General features: G+C 62.0%; 19 protein-coding genes and 1 tRNA gene (1 of these 20 cut by a window edge). 8 read left to right on the forward strand and 12 right to left on the reverse strand.

Going from position 1 to position 17,340, the window contains the following annotated elements:
- The 3 genes in view from MMAR10_RS09525 to MMAR10_RS09535 are tightly spaced (at most 6 nt apart) and all read right to left on the reverse strand, a layout consistent with a single transcriptional unit that may run on beyond the window.
- Positions 1–535, reverse strand: partial view of an ABC transporter ATP-binding protein gene (locus tag MMAR10_RS09525; RefSeq protein WP_011643769.1) — the start only. The gene continues 1,292 nt to the left of window position 1, outside the view; only the first 535 of its 1,827 coding nucleotides appear in the window; its start codon is at positions 533–535; its stop codon lies off the left edge, out of view.
- Between the two features lie 6 nt (positions 536–541).
- Positions 542–1,972 (reverse strand): sulfotransferase family protein, encoded by a 1,431-nt coding sequence (locus MMAR10_RS09530; RefSeq protein ID WP_011643770.1) that lies wholly within the window; start codon positions 1,970–1,972, stop codon positions 542–544.
- A 3-nt stretch (positions 1,973–1,975) separates the two neighbouring features.
- Complete coding sequence (locus MMAR10_RS09535; RefSeq protein WP_011643771.1) at positions 1,976–2,818, reverse strand: sulfotransferase family protein; 843 nt, start codon at positions 2,816–2,818, stop codon at positions 1,976–1,978.
- A gap of 306 nt (positions 2,819–3,124) precedes the next feature.
- Here MMAR10_RS09535 and MMAR10_RS09540 point away from each other — a divergent pair, with 306 nt between their 5' ends.
- The gene (locus MMAR10_RS09540) at positions 3,125–3,517 is read left to right on the forward strand and encodes a c-type cytochrome (RefSeq protein WP_190273910.1); all 393 of its coding nucleotides are present in this window, start codon (positions 3,125–3,127) and stop codon (positions 3,515–3,517) included.
- 3 nt (positions 3,518–3,520) lie between these two features.
- Here the strand turns inward: MMAR10_RS09540 and MMAR10_RS09545 are convergent, their stop codons facing one another.
- The 3 genes from MMAR10_RS09545 to egtB all read right to left on the reverse strand — a co-directional run bounded on the left by MMAR10_RS09545 (position 3,521) and on the right by egtB (position 6,407).
- Positions 3,521–4,276: a hypothetical protein gene (locus MMAR10_RS09545; RefSeq protein ID WP_011643773.1), complete on the reverse strand. Its 756-nt coding sequence runs from the start codon at positions 4,274–4,276 to the stop codon at positions 3,521–3,523.
- A 23-nt stretch (positions 4,277–4,299) separates the two neighbouring features.
- Positions 4,300–5,067: a class II aldolase/adducin family protein gene (locus MMAR10_RS09550; RefSeq protein ID WP_011643774.1), complete on the reverse strand. Its 768-nt coding sequence runs from the start codon at positions 5,065–5,067 to the stop codon at positions 4,300–4,302.
- A gap of 68 nt (positions 5,068–5,135) precedes the next feature.
- Positions 5,136–6,407 (reverse strand): ergothioneine biosynthesis protein EgtB, encoded by a 1,272-nt coding sequence (gene egtB, locus MMAR10_RS09555; RefSeq protein ID WP_041636905.1) that lies wholly within the window; start codon positions 6,405–6,407, stop codon positions 5,136–5,138.
- Between the two features lie 106 nt (positions 6,408–6,513).
- Here egtB and MMAR10_RS09560 point away from each other — a divergent pair, with 106 nt between their 5' ends.
- The 4 genes from MMAR10_RS09560 (at position 6,514) to MMAR10_RS09575 (ending at position 9,419) form a co-directional block, all read left to right on the forward strand.
- Positions 6,514–7,572, forward strand: a complete 1,059-nt coding sequence (locus MMAR10_RS09560; RefSeq protein ID WP_011643776.1) for a DUF2336 domain-containing protein — start codon at positions 6,514–6,516, stop codon at positions 7,570–7,572.
- 40 nt (positions 7,573–7,612) lie between these two features.
- On the forward strand, positions 7,613–8,377 hold the full coding sequence (locus MMAR10_RS09565) for an NAD kinase (RefSeq protein WP_041636907.1): 765 nt from the start codon (positions 7,613–7,615) through the stop codon (positions 8,375–8,377).
- Positions 8,378–8,452: 75 nt separating this feature from the next.
- The gene (locus MMAR10_RS09570) at positions 8,453–8,911 is read left to right on the forward strand and encodes a response regulator (protein WP_011643778.1); all 459 of its coding nucleotides are present in this window, start codon (positions 8,453–8,455) and stop codon (positions 8,909–8,911) included.
- Positions 8,912–8,921: 10 nt separating this feature from the next.
- The gene (locus tag MMAR10_RS09575; RefSeq protein WP_011643779.1) at positions 8,922–9,419 is read left to right on the forward strand and encodes a hypothetical protein; all 498 of its coding nucleotides are present in this window, start codon (positions 8,922–8,924) and stop codon (positions 9,417–9,419) included.
- A 90-nt stretch (positions 9,420–9,509) separates the two neighbouring features.
- Here the strand turns inward: MMAR10_RS09575 and MMAR10_RS09580 are convergent, their stop codons facing one another.
- Positions 9,510–10,646, reverse strand: coding sequence for a DUF2336 domain-containing protein (locus tag MMAR10_RS09580; protein WP_011643780.1), 1,137 nt, complete (start codon positions 10,644–10,646; stop codon positions 9,510–9,512).
- A gap of 85 nt (positions 10,647–10,731) precedes the next feature.
- Positions 10,732–11,607, reverse strand: coding sequence for a hypothetical protein (locus MMAR10_RS09585; protein ID WP_011643781.1), 876 nt, complete (start codon positions 11,605–11,607; stop codon positions 10,732–10,734).
- A gap of 187 nt (positions 11,608–11,794) precedes the next feature.
- On the opposite strand from MMAR10_RS09585, the gene MMAR10_RS09590 reads away from it, so the two are divergent.
- Positions 11,795–12,265: a DUF6491 family protein gene (locus tag MMAR10_RS09590; protein WP_011643782.1), complete on the forward strand. Its 471-nt coding sequence runs from the start codon at positions 11,795–11,797 to the stop codon at positions 12,263–12,265.
- A 56-nt stretch (positions 12,266–12,321) separates the two neighbouring features.
- Here the strand turns inward: MMAR10_RS09590 and MMAR10_RS09595 are convergent, their stop codons facing one another.
- Entirely contained in the window at positions 12,322–13,173 is an 852-nt protein-coding gene (locus MMAR10_RS09595; RefSeq protein ID WP_049755799.1) for an SDR family NAD(P)-dependent oxidoreductase, read from the reverse strand.
- Positions 13,174–13,393: 220 nt separating this feature from the next.
- Between MMAR10_RS09595 and MMAR10_RS09600 the strand changes: the two genes are divergently transcribed.
- Together MMAR10_RS09600 and MMAR10_RS09605 are read left to right on the forward strand one after the other, a co-directional pair.
- Positions 13,394–14,326, forward strand: a complete 933-nt coding sequence (locus MMAR10_RS09600) for a LysR family transcriptional regulator (RefSeq protein ID WP_011643784.1) — start codon at positions 13,394–13,396, stop codon at positions 14,324–14,326.
- Positions 14,327–14,426: 100 nt separating this feature from the next.
- Complete coding sequence (locus MMAR10_RS09605; protein ID WP_011643785.1) at positions 14,427–15,419, forward strand: zinc-dependent alcohol dehydrogenase family protein; 993 nt, start codon at positions 14,427–14,429, stop codon at positions 15,417–15,419.
- 29 nt (positions 15,420–15,448) lie between these two features.
- Here MMAR10_RS09605 and MMAR10_RS09610 read toward each other — a convergent pair whose 3' ends face one another.
- The 3 genes from MMAR10_RS09610 to MMAR10_RS09620 all read right to left on the reverse strand — a co-directional run bounded on the left by MMAR10_RS09610 (position 15,449) and on the right by MMAR10_RS09620 (position 17,212).
- A complete protein-coding gene (locus tag MMAR10_RS09610; protein WP_011643786.1) occupies positions 15,449–16,108 on the reverse strand; it encodes an SOS response-associated peptidase family protein in 660 nt (219 codons plus the stop codon).
- Between the two features lie 82 nt (positions 16,109–16,190).
- Positions 16,191–16,267, reverse strand: a tRNA-His gene (locus MMAR10_RS09615).
- Positions 16,268–16,408: 141 nt separating this feature from the next.
- Positions 16,409–17,212, reverse strand: coding sequence for a M48 family metallopeptidase (locus tag MMAR10_RS09620; RefSeq protein WP_041636910.1), 804 nt, complete (start codon positions 17,210–17,212; stop codon positions 16,409–16,411).
- Positions 17,213–17,340 lie beyond the last annotated feature (128 nt).

Here is a 17,340-nt window from a genome sequence, read left to right on the forward strand (position 1 = left end):
CAGCGAGCAGCACGGTGATAGAGACCAGGGTCACACTGGCCTGCAGAAGATCAAAGCCACGCACCACCAAGCCGTAGGGGCGAGCGGAGGCAAACTGCTTGGCGTGGATCAACATCTCCTGGACTTTCGGATGCTCGATCTCAGCCAGGGAGAAGCGGTTGGCCTTGTCCAATATGAGGCGCGACACCGCAAATCCGAGCTCGGCGTGCAACCGGGATTTCTGGAACACGAGCCCGCGCCGGAGCACCAGCAGCACGGCCAGAATGGCCGCCTCGACTCCGACCAGCTGCAGCGCCGCACGACGGTCGGCCTCCAACCCGGTATCGATCGCCAGCAGCACGCCGTCGATGAGCAGCTTGGAGACGTAGAGCGCAGCTGGCGGCAACAAGGCCACGACAATTGTCAGACCGACAATCACCGCGGTCAAGGCGGGTCGGGTCCGACCAATGATCGCCAGCGTGCGCGCCGCAGCACTCAACCGGTCCCGCCAGGACGGTACATGTTCGTCGGGCTGGTCCGTATCGGGATCAGGCATGAGCGATCAGGCGACCCGCGCCTTTTGAGCCGCGGCTTCCTCGGCTATCCGGCGTGACAGAACGGCCCCCTTGTGCGGGAAAGCTTCTGCCGGGATCGGCCGATCAAGGAAGGGCGCCAGTTTCTCGAACCCCTCACCGGAACAGATGTCGAGGACCAACAGGTCGTCGGGCCGGTCCTTGAAGAAGTCCATCACACTGCGGATGTGTTGGTCATAGACCCAGGAAAAACGCTCGGGGCAATAATTATAGCACCCGTAAACGGTCGCCCGCAGGAATTGGCGCATCCGCAGGTGGACTTCCTCGTCCGGGTCGTTGACGTCCTTGAAAGCCGGCCGGTTGTAATAGTGCCGGGACACCGAACCCAGCCAACTTTCCTTGTCGCGCACCGTCAGGATGAATTTCGAGCCGGGATACTGCTTGTCGAGCTGCTGATAGATCGGGATCGTGGTGATATCGGTCAGGCCATCATAATAGCGCAGCAGGGTCAGGTCATACTGGGCGTTGGCAATCTCGATATAGGTGTCCTCGTCTATCGGATAATGGCTGCAATCGAAGCCCAGCATCTGCAGGCCGGCAGTCAGGGACCGCGTCGCTGTCCGTGACAGGCCCAGCCCGAATACTTTCGGCTTGTCGGCCTTGGTGCCATAGGCAACCCGATCTGAATTGGCCTCGAGCCAGGCTGTCAGGTCATCCCGCGTGAACGATGCTTCAGCGCCGATTCCCAGCTGGGCCAGCTCGGATTCGGCGTGCTCGGGCAGTGCCGTGATGAAGGCGTGGACCTCGTCAGGGGTGGCACTGTCCGGAACCATCCGCCGCGCATACTCGACCGCATGGCGTGCCATGGTCAGGTCGCAGAACTCCCCGTCATTGGTCACCCATTTCTTCATAGACCGGGTCAGACGTTGCCTCTGGATCTTGGTCCGGCTGCGCAATTCGCGCAGCGCGTATTTCATGAAGATGTGGTGGAAGGACTGGAAATGGTCATGGAGGATGTCGAAATTGCGGAACTGCTTGGCCGAGCCCATCGGCTTCATGGCCAGGTTGCGCAGGCGCGACTCCGGCCGCAGCACGTATTTCAGATCATCCTCCGGCACCTCGACCGCTGCCATGGCGCGTACCAGGTCGATGCGGGTGATATGGACACCACAATGCAAGCGACCGCGGAAACGGTCCGAGACATAGGCGTCGACATAGGGCGCATCGCAATTGTCGATAAAGGGGCGGATATTTTCGAGGATCAGGCAGTCGGCATCGACATAGACCACATAGTCGCAATCATGCTCGATCCGCAGCATCTGCGCAACACACTCGGTAAACGGCCGGACGTCATCGATGACATGCACCGCATCCGGCTGGATGTTCTCGATTGCCAGCTCGAGCGCGACATCACGCGTGCGCTCGTCGATCTGACGGAATACCAAGTCAACCTTCGCCATTCTTCAGTCCCCCCACTGGTACGGCGCATTGGCCGTCGCAGCCATCTGCTCGAACATGGCGAGATGTTCGGGCTTCAACTCTGACTTCCAGCGCAAATCGAGCTCGATCCCGCCGGAATGGTTTTCGTAATAGTCGCGCGTTCGTGAACCGAGGCTGACAAAGGCCTCGTCGGGATCATCGAAGCGCGACCTAGCGGCGATGAACTGGGTGCCACTATTGCCGCCCAACACGTGGTGCTCGACCGATGCGAAATCCGCCATGCCGGGCTGGTATTCAAGGCCGATCAACCGGCACAAGGCCTTGATCGTCGCAGCGCTGTTCTCGGCCAGGTCCTCATAGCGCACACGCATCTTGGGGCCGTCAAAGCCGTCAAACAGGGCTTGCGCCGTCGCCATCTTGTCGATCCAGGCCTGGATCTGTTCGCCCGGATCACGGTCCGGGTATTTGCGCAGGCGTGAATTGACGACCGCGCGACCATCCCGGCTGAGCATCAACAGGATCGGCGTGCCACCGCCCTCGCGAACCTCTTCAGCGCGCGATTCGATCCAGCGCTCATCCTTGGTGGAATCGATGATGACCGATTGGCCGACATGGGCGGCCACCTGCGCATAAAGAGGGCTGACGCCATTCCACTCAAACCCGGCCCAGACCGGACAGTCCTCGCCGCAGATCTTGCAGACGCGTTTGCGGAGCGGCTTCTTCTCATCACCGAGATAGCGCGCCTTGCCACCCTCACCCATGTAAAATGCATCGGTATGACTGCCGAGGATCATACCCAGCAGTGTCGAGCCGGAATGCCCGGCTCCACATATCATGACGGCCGACAGCCGTGATCGGTCATGCATCCTGTCCAAATGCCTCTTTTGGGTCCCCACATTACTTCTTGGTCATTGCGTTGCGGGAAACAAGCGAAAAAAAGGGATCAGGCTGCCCCGAGGCCTTCAAAGCAGCATGTCAATGCAAGCCGGTGTCATCCTGCCGCATGTTGGTGCAATCTGACCGCGCTATAACATCGCTCCGAACTGCCAATGGGAATCGAACTCATGACACCAGCCCGCCTTGCCCTCCTTCCGCTTTTCGCGCTCGTTGCGTGCGGAAACGACCCGGCCCCGGCCACTGCAGCGAACTCGTCTGACACGGCTGCGACATTGGTGGCCGCCGACGACGCCGTAATGGGCGCGATTGTCCAGACCGTCATTCTGGACAGTTTGGGTGAAGCATACGCCTCTGCCGATCTCGCAAACGGCGCGCGGCAGTTCCGGCGCTGTCAGTCCTGCCACACGCTCGATGCAGGCGGTCGCCACACTGTTGGGCCCAACCTGCATAGGATTATCGGCCGCCCGGCCGCAATTGCAGACCGGTTCAGCTTTTCCAGCCAGTTGGAGGACGCCGGACTAACCTGGGACCTGGAAACGCTGGACGCCTGGATCGCCAACCCGCGGGCGCTTGTGCCCGGCAATCGCATGAGTTTTGTCGGTCTTCGTAACCCCGAGGATCGCCGCGACTTGATAGCCTACATTGCGGTCGAATCCGCCGTAGAATAAAGCTCAAAACCGGCGCCAGACGGACATGAAGAGGGCGCGTTGCTCAATCGCATTGCGACCGCTGGGCGTGATCGAGCCACCGATCTGGACTGTCTGGCGCCCAAGGTCCCGGCTGATCGAAAGCTGGAGCTTGTGTTGGTCATAACTGCGGGCACCGACACGATCTGTTTCCACGCTCCAGACCGAGAAGGATTGCGCCAGCACCTGCCAGCGTTCGGTCAGTCGCCAACCGGCGGTCAGGTCGAAACGGGCTTCATCCAGCCAGGGACCGTCGCGCCAGCGCCAGGCAAGCTGCGCTTCGGCGAAGCCCCGTTCACCGAAACTGCGCCCGACGAGGCCGCGCAAATCGGCTGCCATGTCGCCTGACCCGAATGCCTGGTTGGATACATTCTCGCCCTGGCCGGGTATCAGCGCGGCGATCTGCGCTGACAGGACCAAACGCTCTCCTTGCCAAAGGCGGCGGCGCCACCCGATCTCGCTGGCCGACAACCCCTGCGCCTGGTCATAGGACGCGTCACGCAGACGCCGCACGTCCTGCCAGGCGATGCGGGCCACCAGCGTATCCCGAGCGCTCACCCCGTATTCAATGAAGGCAGCGGTTTCATCCTTGTGGAAATAGCCGTCATCCCGGCGTTGCCGGTCATTGTCATAGGCATGATCGGCCCGGTCGACGAGCGATGTAATGATGATCAGCCCTTCGCCCTTGGACTGCGGCCAGGCGCCGGCCGCTGCTGGCGGTGCCAGGACAGGTCCCGACACGCCAGCCAGGCAGGCGATCGCGATCAGACGTCGAAGCCGGGGCTTTCCCGACGGACGCGATCCATGATGGCCGCCCAGGCGATTTCCTTGAAGAAGTCGTTTGACGCGATCTCCCCGGATTGCCCGAAGACGCGGTCCTGCATCTTCTCGTCCCATTCGATCAGATCTCCACCCGCCTGGGCCATGACCTGAATTCGGCAGGCACGCTCCAGTAGATAGATACGAATATACGCGCTAAACGGGTGATCGCCAACCGACAACGTCCCATGGTTGCGCAGGATCATCAGATTTTTCTCGCCAAGATCGGCTACAAGGCGCTCTTTCTCTTCCGATTCCAGCGCAATACCTTCGTAGTCGTGATAACTCACATCATTGAAGACATTCATCGCCAGTTGGGAGATTGGCCGCAATCCACCCTTCTGGGCGGCCACGGCCACACCGGCATCCGAATGCAGATGAAGCGCCACGGCCACGTCATGGCGGGCCGCGTGGATCGCCGAATGGATCACGAACCCGGCCGGATTGATCCCGAATTGTGATGGCGGCAGCACATTGCCGTCCAGGTCGACCTTCACGAGGTTGGACGCCGTCACATCCTCATAGAGCAGCCCGAACGGGTTGAGCAGGAAATGCTCGTCAGGCCCCGGAACGCGCATAGAAATATGTGTGAAAAAGAGATCGTCCCAGCCATGCATGCGCACGAGACGGTAGAGCGCTGCCAGATCGCAACGAGCCTTCCATTCCTCGGCCGAAACCTGATCCTTGACCGAGATATTTGCTTGATCGTCCATGATGTTCTCCCCATGGCTTGTATCGTTATCGCCAACATTGTGCAGGATCGGCCCTGCCACTGGCTGCGTCAAATGTCCTTTGCCAGGCGCAGGCCGGAAAACTGCCATCGCGCCTCCGGCGGAAAGAAGTTGCGATAACTGGGCCGCACATGGCCCGGCTGGGTGGCACACGAGCCGCCGCGCAAGACAAACTGCCCGCACATGAACTTACCATTGTATTCCCCGACAGCACCGGGTGCCGGTCGGTAGCGCGGATAGGGGGAATAGGCTGACCGTGTCCATTCCCAGGCGTCACCGAATACCTGTCGCAGCCCGGCCCCGGCGCTTCGATGCATTGGGGTCGCTCCGGGATGGGCCGACCGACCGGGCGAACAGAATCGCCCATCGACCGACCGCCGCGTCGACGCGCCGACTTCCCACTCCCGCTCGTCCGGCAGCCGCGCACCGCTCCATTCGGCGAAAGCACTGGCCTCATAATAGCTGAGATGGACAACCGGAGCGTCCAGATCGAGTGACTGCTGCCCATGCAGGGTGAATATTTCCGGGCCACCGTCACCGTCCCGCCAATACAGCGGCGCCGCCCAGCCTTGGGCCTGAACCTTGGCCCAACCGTCCGACAGCCAGAGTCCGGCTGTCCGATAGCCGCCATCCTCGATGAAGGCGCGGTAGTCTCGATTGCTGACCAGGCGGTCCGCCAGGGCAAAGGGGGTCAGTATGGACTGATGTTTCGGGCCTTCATTGTCGAAGTGGAAGCGACCACCATCCGTGCCGGTTTCGACCACGCCGCCGTCGAACTCCACCCAGCCGCACGGGCCATCATCTGCCGTTATTCCCGGATCTGTGGGCGTGGCAAAGGCCGCGGGCGCGAACGGATGGCGAGACAGCACATGCTTGATGTCGGTCAGGATCAGTTCCTGGTGCTGCTGTTCGTGGGCCAGACCCAGTTCGACCAGGTCCTGGATCGCCGTGTTTTCAGCGATATGGTCAAGCATCAGTAAACGCGACATCGCCTCGTCGACATGGGCCCGATAGGCCATGACTTCCGCCAGCGTCGGACGGCTGAGCAAACCGCGTTCCGACCGGGCATGGCGGGCCCCGATCCCGTTGTAGTAAGAATTGAACAGGTAATTGAATTCGCCCGAATATTCCCGATACCCGGCAAGCTGGGACCGCAGCAGGAACGTCTCCCAGAACCAGGTGGTGTGAGCCAGGTGCCATTTGGTCGGACTGACATCCGGCATGGACTGGATGACCATGTCCTCCACACCGAGGTCCGCCACCAGTAATTGCGTTGCCTCGCGCACACCCGAAAAGCGTGCCGCAACTGACACCGGTCGCATGTCTTCCACAGCTCAATCACCCCTCTGCCGCCGCCCGGATTAACAAGTTTTCAAGGCGTTGCTGTCATCGATAGCGGTCAATGTAATCAACCGCAAATCAAGATCCATGGCTGCCAATCCTGCCCAAGCACTTCACCTCCTCGCCGCCGTGCGAGATCCCGCGAAACGCCAGCAACTTGCACTGGGCGTCACGGAGATGTGTGTCGCGCATCCACTTTCACCAGGTGCCGAACCGATCGCGGGCGATTTGCTGATCACCCTGACCAGCAAGTCGGATCTCGACACCAAGATTGCGATGGCGCAAAAGCTGGCTGACTGCGAATGGGCGCCACACTCCGCTATCAAGCACCTGGCCTTCGACCAGATCGAGATTTCGGCGATCATCATCGAGAAGAGCGATCTGCTCACCCAGAAGGACATGATCGAACTGGCCGAAACCGGATCGATCGAGCACCGTCGTCATCTTGCCATGCGCGCCAATCTTTGCCTGCCGGTCACCGATCAACTCGCCAAGCCCGGCGAGCCGATCGTCCTGCGCGCCCTGGCCAATAACGACACCGCCGAGATTTCAGAGAACACGCTGGAGGTCTGCCTCCATGTCGCTCGCGAGCACCCCAAGCTGCGCGAGGCCCTGGCCCGGCGTCACGACCTGTCCACCGACTATGCGACACAATTGTGCATCATGATGCCGGACAACTGGCGTGAAGAGCTCTATCGCCGCTTTGGCCTGGACAAGGGCAAGGTTGAATCCCTGGCCGTCGAAGCGGCATTGGGAGCGACCCCCGAGGATGTCGACAAGGCGGCAGCGCGCGAAGTGCAGGATGCCCGCGACGCCGGCGAACTCAGCGGACGGTTTGCGATGGACGCCCTGAAGGCCGGCAAGGAAGCTGTTTTCGATCACGCCATCGCCGCCCTGTGCAGCATCAAGGCCTCGCAGTGGCGTGTGGCACTGGCCATGAGCGGCGTGCGCGCTGCGGCCATGGCCTGTCAGGCTGCACAGCTGGAGCGGACCGCCTACCCGATTATCCACAAGACCCTCCAACGGTCCGGCCGCATTCATCAGGCCCTGGAAGGTGACGCGATGGCAGCGGCCGCCAACGTCTTTCGCATGTACGGGCCGGAAAAAGCGGCCAAGGTCTTGCGTCAGATGGGTACGAGGGCTTGAATAAGAAGCTGTTCCATCAGGTTTTCTTTCGGGTTCCTCCATCACCGCCTCTCTTGCCTTTCTAGCCAGCCCCCGTCCGGAGGCGAAAGCCGCCAAGGCGCGCCTCGAGAACCTGTACGGAAACGTCCCGGTCGAGGAAGCCGAGATCATCGTCGCGCTTGGCGGTGACGGGCTGATGCTGGATGCCCTGCACCGGTCCATCAAGACCGGCGCCCGGGTCTATGGCATGAATTTCGGATCGGTCGGCTTCCTGATGAACGAGTTCCGCGAAGACGGGCTGACCGAACGCCTGGCTCGCGCCGAACGGGCTCGCATCCATCCCTTGCGTGCGATCGGCGAGGACATTCACTGCAAACCTTTCGAAGCGCTGGCGATCAACGAGGTCTCCCTGCTGCGTGAGACCCGGCAGACCGCCAAGATCAAGATCACCATTGATGGCAAGAGCCGCATGTCGGAACTTCAGTCGGATGGCGTGCTGGTCGCAACTCCCGCCGGGTCAACCGCCTACAATCTGTCGGCGCACGGCCCCATCCTGCCGCTCGATTCGACCGTGCTGGCGCTGACCCCGATCAGCGCCTTCCGGCCCCGCCGCTGGCGCGGCGCACTGCTGCCCCGCAATGTCCGCGTCGGATTCGAAATCGTCGAACCTTCCTTGCGCCCGGTCTCGGCCGTCGCCGACAATCAGGAATTCCGGGAAATTGCGCGGGTCGATGTCGTGGAAGCCCACGACGTCACACTGACCATGCTTTTCGATCCGGGCCGTGACCTCGCCGAACGCATTCTGGTCGAGCAGTTCGAAAACTGAGCGGATTTAGGCTGGCGTTAAGCAAGCCGCGCTAGTTTGCCTGAATGGTAATTTCGAGCGGACCCGGCCCCCGTGATGAGCACTGACGCCCTGACCGATACTTTGTCCCGCATGACCATCCTGCTGGTGGATGACAGCGCTGCCTTGCGTGGCGCGCTGCGCGTATCGCTGCAAGCTTTCGGCTGCAATCGCGTGGTCGAGGTGGATACCGTCGAACGGGCGCTGGAAACCCTGCGGATCAAGCCGATCGATCTCGTCATCACAGACTGGAAGATGAAACCCCGCGACGGCATCGATCTCGTCCGCACCTTGCGCGACCGCCACTCCGGTCTGCCGCCTCGCCTGCCGGTCGTGATGCTGTCCGCCTATACTGCCGATGAGCGCATCCGCCAGGCCCGTCAGACCGGGGTCGACGCGTTCCTGACCAAACCTTTCACTGCGACCAGCCTCGCCCAGACTTTGCGCGAGACGCTCGGTGCCGACACCCATACCCGTATCGGAGCAGATTCCGCCCCGATCGCGACTGCCAGCTAGAGGACGTCCCATGGCCAACAACAAGGATGTGGAGGTCATCTCCGCCCCGAACATGCTGCAGATCAAGGTTGGCGGCCCCGTCAGCCAGGGCGACCTGCACATGATCCAGAAAGCCGAGGAAGCCCTCAAGGATCTTCGCTCGGATTTCGGCCAATGGCTGGAAGAAGAAGTCGTGAAGCTTGAAACGGCCGCCAAGATTGTCCGCGACGAGGGTCTCAAGGGCAGTGAAGGTGAGGAATTATTCGTTCGCGCCCACGATCTGCGCGGCCTCGGCACGACTTATGAATTCCCGATCATCACCCGGCTGGCCAAGTCGCTGACCAAGATGATCGATATGGACGAGAAACGCCAAAAGGCACCGACAAGCCTTGCCCTGGCCCATGTCGGCGCCATCCGCGCCGCCTTGTCGCAAAACATCCGGGATGACAATGATCCGGTCGCCGCGGCACTCGCCTCCGAGCTGGAGACCCAAACCACTGCCTTTGCCGAACCATGGAAGGACGACTGACGCGCCGCGCAGTCACCAAACACAAAAAAGGGGCCGGCGCATCAGCACCGGCCCCTTTTTTGTGTCTGAACGATCGCCAGGACGGCCAGGCTAGCTGGCAATTTTTTCCGGAGCGGCATCGTCATCGAAGCGGCTGAGAACATAGTCCAGATCCTCTTCCGGAATGCCCTGGAAGCGGGTGATCGCGCGCTCGGCCAGTACGCGGCGGAATTGCGCACGACCAACCTCATCCTGCGGCACTTCCATACCGTGATAGACGTCCAGCGCCGCACGGACGGCCGGATAAAGACGCGATGGCATGCCGGTCCGGTCGTAGACCGCTCGCAGACCCAAGGGTCCGGAATCATGAACCAGCAGCCACGCTCGCGAATGCGTCACCCCGGCCAGTTCCGCAAAGGCATGCTCGACGAAGGCAATATGCCCACGCAACAAGGCCCGCAGGATCAGCGACGGTGTCAGACGGCTGTTGAGACGTAATTGCTGAACGAAATGTTTGGGATCGTGTGCCAGCCCGGCCTGGTCAACGAGGTCCAGCGTCGCCCGCTCCCGGGCGCCTTCGGACAGTTCGACGGCCAGCTGCGGCGGCAGGGCATGCGACTTGACCAGGCGGTTGAGGGCCACATCACTGACATGCGCGATCAGACGCTCAGTCACGTCCAATGGCAGGTGCGAACGAGCCACGAAGGAGTCCATAACGCCGCTGCTCTCGCAGAACTCGGTGAAGGCGCGCTGGTAGGCTGCCTCGTCAAACTCGGCGCCATCATTCGCCGCTGCGATTGACACCGCGGCTTCGTCACGGCTGTCGAGCAATTCGTGCACGATGATCGGCGCGACCTTGGCCCGACCGGCAATCGCACAGCGTTTGACCGTTTCAGCATCCTGCAGCACGGAAAGCAGGTCTTCATCCGTCAGGACCGGCGAGGATTCGAGTACCGGCGTAGCCACACTGTCGACGTCCAGCGCCAGCTTGCGGGCGATCTCGCGGGGAAGATTGGGGGACTGGCGAAGGGTGATGGCCAGGGCCCGGCGAACCAGTTCGGTGGCATCGCGGGCAATAACGGCCAGGATATCTTGGGCCGCCTTGCGTTCCGCGTCGGTAAGCGAGGCCGAATCCATGCGGCGGCAAATCTTGCGGGCCGCCATGGCACGCGTCTCGTCGTTCTCACCTTTTACCAGACGGCGGATATCATCATTGGTCAGACGGTTTCTAAGGGCAACAACACTCATGGCGGTTCCGTTTCAAGACCTGTCGATCGAACACCAATTTAGCCGCGACATGCTTAATGAAAGCTTGCCTGCGCCGTATGCGCATTTACGAATTGCGGGCGCGGCCGCTGCGCGGTGCATCCAGCGATGCCAGTATTTCGACCAATGCCGGCGACAATTCGCCATTGCCGACCCGCAAATTGCTGCGCATCGAGGCGACCGATTGCACGACCGGCGAAGGGGCCGATATCGAGCCATATCCCGCGTCCGGCGACTGGCTGCCATCCGCTGCCGCGATCGCCGGCATCAACATGTTGCCCACACCTTGCACTGCAGCCGCTGACGCCAGTTCCCGCGCATTGATGCGGCCGCTTCCATTGCCTTCATGGGTCAACACGGCCAGCACTTCGCGCGAAGTGCGGGCCCGGCCGTCTTCATAGAAAATCGGCCGGTTGGCCCGCGCTGCAGCGGGGAAAAGCGTGTCGGCGCGCTGGTCCGGCGTTTCCTGGGCCGCGGCGATCAGCTCGGCCGCGCCGCCAGCGCCAAGGAAATGCGCCGCGTAAAGTTCGCCGCCCGATGCCGGGCGGCCTATCCGCGCTTCGATCACGCGATTATTCTCCGCCGCCAGCTCTCCAGCCATGCGGGCCGAGGCAACCGCATCGAAGCGCAGGTCAAGAATGGCCTCGCGCTGGCTTGCATCGGAAACAACGAAACGGCCATTGGCGTCCTGGCTGATTGCACCGGCCGCCTCTTCATAGCCATGCTCGGCGCCCCGGCGAGCCATCACGCCCAGCCAGGTCTGCTCGATGAACTGGAACATGCCGGCTGCGCTGGATGTGCGAGCCTCGGCGCGAACATCGAAATTGCTCTCGCGCGCGGCCGTATCGACCAAAAAATTGAAATCTGTGCCGGTTTCCTGCGCCGCCTGACGGATGGCGCGCATGGTGAAGTCCTGGCTGTGCGTGTCGACGGGGCTGACCAATTGAGTCTCCGTAGGCGTATTGCCGGTAGCTTGCGCCGATGACAGGCGCGCGAATCGCTTGTCCAGACTCGCAGAAACGTGGCTAACCCGGCGTTAACGCCGTCCGGCGACGTGCTTGCCAGCGGGCCTCAAGCGGCGGATATTACCTGAGAGGGACGACCGAACCGAACCGATACAGGAGACGATCATGAAACGCTCCACAACCCGTCTAGCCCTGGCCAGCCTTTTGGCCGGCTGCATGACGATCGCCGCCGCCGCGCCGACCCTGTCGCAGCAGGACAGCGCCCCGGCAGCGAGCCCCGAGGCAGAGCCGACTGACCTTGTTGCGCCCGACGGCCCGGTCCGCCTGCGCGGCCTCAATGGTTATGCCGTGCTCGACCGCCAGCACCTGGTCCTGCGGGCCGGCGCCAGCCGCCGCTACCTGGTGACCCTGAAGCGCCGCTGTTTCGGCCTGCGCTCGAGCACAGGCATCGGTCTCAGCCTTCGCTCCCACACCACCATCCACAATCCGCACTTCGAATACATCCAGACCGAACAGGGGCGCTGTTATTTCGACACCATCGAGGAAGTCGAGAGCAATGACGCGGCCCGCGCCCTGATCGCAGCCCGGGCGGAGGCTGCGGCTGAGGCTGATGCTGCGGACACCGAGTCTCGATAAGCGTGGGCGGGCAGTGTGCGCGGTAGACGTCCCTCGGGCGCTACCGGCGTGACCGGTCAGTTTACCGGAGCGCTTGGCGTATCCGCCAGATCAGTATTGCCGCCAAGCCGCGCCAGGACGGCGTTCAACAGGTCAACAAGGCGGGCCTGCTTGTCGTCGTCCATGGCGTCGGCATGGGGGGCCGCAAACCGGCCTTGATCATTGTCGAAATACCGCCCCGTTGCGCGTTCAAACCTGTCGTCCAACGCGGCACGTACGAGCACATCCACACCGATCTCGATGCTGTTGCCAGCGACGCCATACGCGTCCCGGACCATTTTGGTTTGCAGGAAGGAGCCCGGATTGACCGCAAGAATGGCCGGACCGTTCCGGCCAACCAACCCGGCCAGCCAGGCCGACCACATGGTCAGGCCGAGCTTGCTCTGGGCATAGGCCTCGCCATCCTCCAGACGGACCCGCCCGATCACCGCATCAAGATCAACGGCTGCCTGAGCTGCCGAGCTCAGATTGATGACCCTGCCATCAGCCGGCATCAGGGGCAGCAAGAGCCGCGTCAACCGGTAGGGGGCGATCATGTTGACGAAAAATCGAAGATCTATCCCTGCCCGGTTTAGCGTATCTCCCGGCAGGCGAAACACGCCGGCATTGTTGATCACAACATCCAGCCTGCCTTTTCGGTTGGTCAGCCGGGTCACCAACTCATCGACACCTTCAAGCTCCGAGAGGTCGGCCTGAAAGGTCTCGACCGGACCGCCGCCGTCGATGCCTTGCAGCTCCTGGCGCGCGGCGTCCAGCTTGTCTGCGTTCCGTCCATGGACCAAAACCCGGTGCCCCAGGCCTGCCAGCTCACGCGCAGTCGCCAAGCCTAGCCCGTCTGTCGCGCCGGTAATCAGGATCGTTTTTGACATACCGGTTTCCATAACAGTGCAGTTAGCTTTCAATTTGCAACAAGGTAGACCGAGCCAAAGCCGAATAAACAGACCATTGGCAGTTTCACTTTTCGGCTATCGCATATAATGACTCCTGCAATGCTCCGGCTTGCCGGACGGCGGATGCACCTGGCACGGATGTTTCGCTGCAGTCCGCTGTCCATGGCCGCCCGGCCAACCGGATTTGAAGGAAGTATCCATGGATACCAATGGCGTTCGCCTGTTTGTCCTTGCCGCTGACCTGCTCAATATCAGCGCCGCCGGTCGCCAACTCGGCTTGGCGCCGGCTGTGGCCAGCGCCCGGCTGGCGAAACTCGAGCACCAGATCGGGGCGGACCTGCTCCACAGATCAACCCGCAAGGTTTCCCTATCGCTGGAGGGGATGGAATTCCTGCCCTTCGCCCGTGAAATCCTGGCCCAGGAAGACGCGGCCAATGCGGCGCTGGGCAATGGCCGGATGGATGTGTCGGGAACCTTGCGATTCGCCGCCTCCAGCACATTCGTGCAGTTGCACATCGCGCCCATCCTGCCGGAATTCCTCGACCGACACCCGCTCCTCCACCTCGACCTGAAACTGTCAGACACGCAAATGGATCTGATCGAAGGCGGTTTCGACCTGGCGCTTCGGAACTATGCCATCAGGGACAGCTCGCTGCGCGCCCGCAAACTGGCCGACGACCAGCGCATCCTTTGCGCGTCCCCGGATTATCTGGCCCGACACGGAACGCCGACCAGTGCCGCGGACCTGGTCGATCACCAGCTGATCGGATTTTCCAACGGGCCTCCCCGCACCCTGTCGACAAAGGCTGGCGAGCCTTCGGGAAGCTTCCCGCCGGTCGGATCCAAACCACGGATCATCTGTGATGACGGGGCCAGCATGCGCCTGGCGGCACGGGCTGGCGCGGGTATCGCAATGAGCTCGGTGTGGAGCCTGTACCAGGATATACAGGAAGGCTCGCTGGTCCGGGTCCTGCCCGATTATGAGATTGATGATGGGTCGGCTATCTGGCTGGTTTACCCGAAATCCAATGTCCTGACCGCCAAGGTTCGGGTTTTCATTGATTATCTTGCGGAAAAAATAGGGAAATCGCCGGATTGGGAACGCCTCGGCACGATCGGTCCCGCGACCTGATTATATTGATAACCCAAATTCAAAAGATATTTTTCGACCCATTTTATAGATTTCAGCGGACATTATCTCGGTGGCACTTATCCAGCACCGGGAGATTCCGATGAAAGCCATGATCCTCAATTCCTACGGCGAAGACGCCCCGTTCGAAGCCACCGAACTGGCCCGCCCCGAGCCGACACCGGGCCAGGTCCTGGTCCGCCTCGCTGCCACCAGCGTCAACACGGTCGACACAATGATCCGTCAGCTCGGTCAGGAAAAGCTGCCGCTGGCGCCTGACCTGCCGGCACGGCTCGGCATGGACTTCGCCGGCACAATCGAGGCGGTGGGTGACGGCGTCGACGCATTTGCCGTCGGCGATGAGATCTATGGGTGCGCTGGCGGGCTTGCAGGCCTGCCCGGCGCGCTGGCCGAATTCATGCTGGCGGATGCCCGCCTGATCGCACGCAAGCCGGAACGCCTGTCGATGCGCGAGGCGGCGGCCCTGCCGCTGGTTGGCATCACTGCCATGGAAGGCCTGCAACGCGCCGGCACCCGGGCTGGTCAGACCGTGCTCGTACATGGCGGCACCGGCGGTGTCGGCCATCTCGCGGTCCAGATCGCCCGCCATCTCGGCGCAACGGTCTGCGCCACCGGCGGCGGCGATGCCCAGCTCGATATCATCAAGGGCTACGGCGCCACGCCGATCAATTACCGCACCGAGACTGTCGCCGACTATGTCGCCGCGCAAACCGGTGGTGTCGGCTTCGATGTCGTGTTCGACACCGTCGGCGGGGCCAACATGACCAACTCCTTCGAAGCCGCGGCCCTGAACGGCCAGGTGTCGTCCACGGTCTCGCTGCTCGAGCTCGACCTCTCCCCGGTGCATTTCAAGGGACTGTCCCTGCATGTCGTCTTCATGCTCATCCCGATGCTGCATGATGTCCGACGCGAGACCCATGGTGCCATCCTCACCGAGCTGGCCCGCCTGGTCGATGCCGGCGCTGTCACCCCGCTGCTCGACGACAGCCGCTTCACCCTCGACCAGGTTGGCGAGGCCCATGCCCGCCTGACCAGCGGAGACGCCATCGGCAAGGTCGTCATCGACATCATCTGAGCGCCTTCCCTGTCCTGACTGCCAAAGGATCACGCGTCGCGTTCGACCAGGTCCAGGTTTTCATTGGCCAGGGGACGTTGCAGCGCCAGGCTGGCCTCTCCACCAGCCAGCCAGGCGCGGCAGTCATCCGGTTCGGCAAGAATAACCGGCATGGCCTTGGGGTGGATGGGTGAGACAACGGCATTCGGCTCACACGTCAGGAAGGCATAGAGCCGCCAGTCATCCGGCGTGCGTTGCCGCCTGGCCTTGCCGGGTACCGGTGCCAATCGCTCCCCCTGCCAAGGCCGCCAGACACCGGCGAAGAAAGCGACCTCCTGCCGCGGCACCGCAAACCAGGCATTGCGCCGACCCGCGATCGGTTCGGCAAATCGTGTGAATGGCACCAGGCAGCGGAATTCCGGCTCGAGCAAATAGTCCCGGTTTACGCGCCGCCACCAGGGTGATGCCAGATTACGGATATTGGTGATCGGCGATTTGCCTTGCCCCGCTGGCGGAAAGCCCCACCGCATCGAAGACAGTCGCGCCCCGCCCCCGACCGCATGAATGACGACACCGTCCTGGTCCGGATAAAGAGCGTTGATCCCCGGGAAATTTCCGATTGCCGCCTCGACCCCAAGATCGAAGCCGATCTGACCAACCGCCGAACGCATGGCATCGAGGCTGGCATTGATGCGGTAGAGATTGCACATGGCTGCACGGTATCGGGGCTCGCCGACAATGCAATTGTGTCCGGCGGCAAACCGAGCGTGACGCGAAGAGGGCTTGGGAAAATGGTACCGCCTCCCTGGTTTGAACAGGGGACCTCTAGATCCACAATCTAGCGCTCTAACCAACTGAGCTAAGGCGGCACGCTTTGTCACGTCAGGCGGTTGGCAGCGGCGCTGTCGACCTTGGCGTGAGGCGCGGGAAACTAGCCTTCCCGCCCCCCTCTGGCAAGCACCCCGTCAAGGCTTTTGCAGAGGGCTCTGCAGCAGACGGGGCAGCGGTGATCAGCCCGTGTAACCGCGTGCCTGGATATGGGCCCGCATGGCCGCGACCCGGTTGTCGTCGGACGGGTGAGTGGAGGCGAATTCGGCCGAGTGATGATCATTCATGGCCGCCATTCCGATCCAGAAATCGACCGCCTGGCGCGGGTCATAACCGGAGCCAACCATGAAATCGACGCCGAGGCGGTCGGCCTCGTATTCGTGTTCACGACTATAGGGCAGGATCACGCCATAGGTGACGCCCATGCCCAGCGCAGCGCCGATATCATCGCTGTATTGCGCATAATCAGCACCTGATGAGCCGATGGCACTGGCCAGCAGGTTGACGCCCATCTGCGCCGCCATCTGCTGGCTGGCACGCTCGGCCGAGTGGCGACCGGCGACATGTCCGACCTCATGCCCCATCACGGTGGCGACATGGTCATCCGTGTCCATGATGTCGAGAATGCCCTTGTAGAATCCGACCTTGCCATTGGGCAGCACCCAGGCATTGACGGTATCGCTGTCGAACACCACGAACTCCCAGTCCAGATGTGTCTGGCCGGAGGCGGCAACGACCCGGTCGCCAACCCGTTGCAGGCGGCGCTGGTAGGACGGATCGCGCAGGACGCGTTCGCGCTGCAGGCTGTCCTGCCAGGCCTGGGACGACAGTTGGGCCAGCTGGTTGTCCGATACCAGCATCAGCTGGCTGCGCCCGAGCGCCGCATTGTCGGCACAGCCGGCGATGAAGGGCAGCACGCTGCCGGCGGCAAAGCCCATGATCATCTCGCGGCGGCGGACCAGATCGGCTGGTGGTTTGCTGGACATGACATTTCCCCCCTTTGGTGATGTCGCAATCATCGTTAATCTAACCCAGAGTGATTTTCACGTCTCGCCAAGAAAGCGACAAACACGTCTGTTAGCGTGTTTTATCAGCCATTTCGGAGCTTACCCCC

Origin of the sequence: Maricaulis maris MCS10 (assembly GCF_000014745.1) — a bacterium.
Classification (GTDB): domain Bacteria; phylum Pseudomonadota; class Alphaproteobacteria; order Caulobacterales; family Maricaulaceae; genus Maricaulis; species Maricaulis maris_A.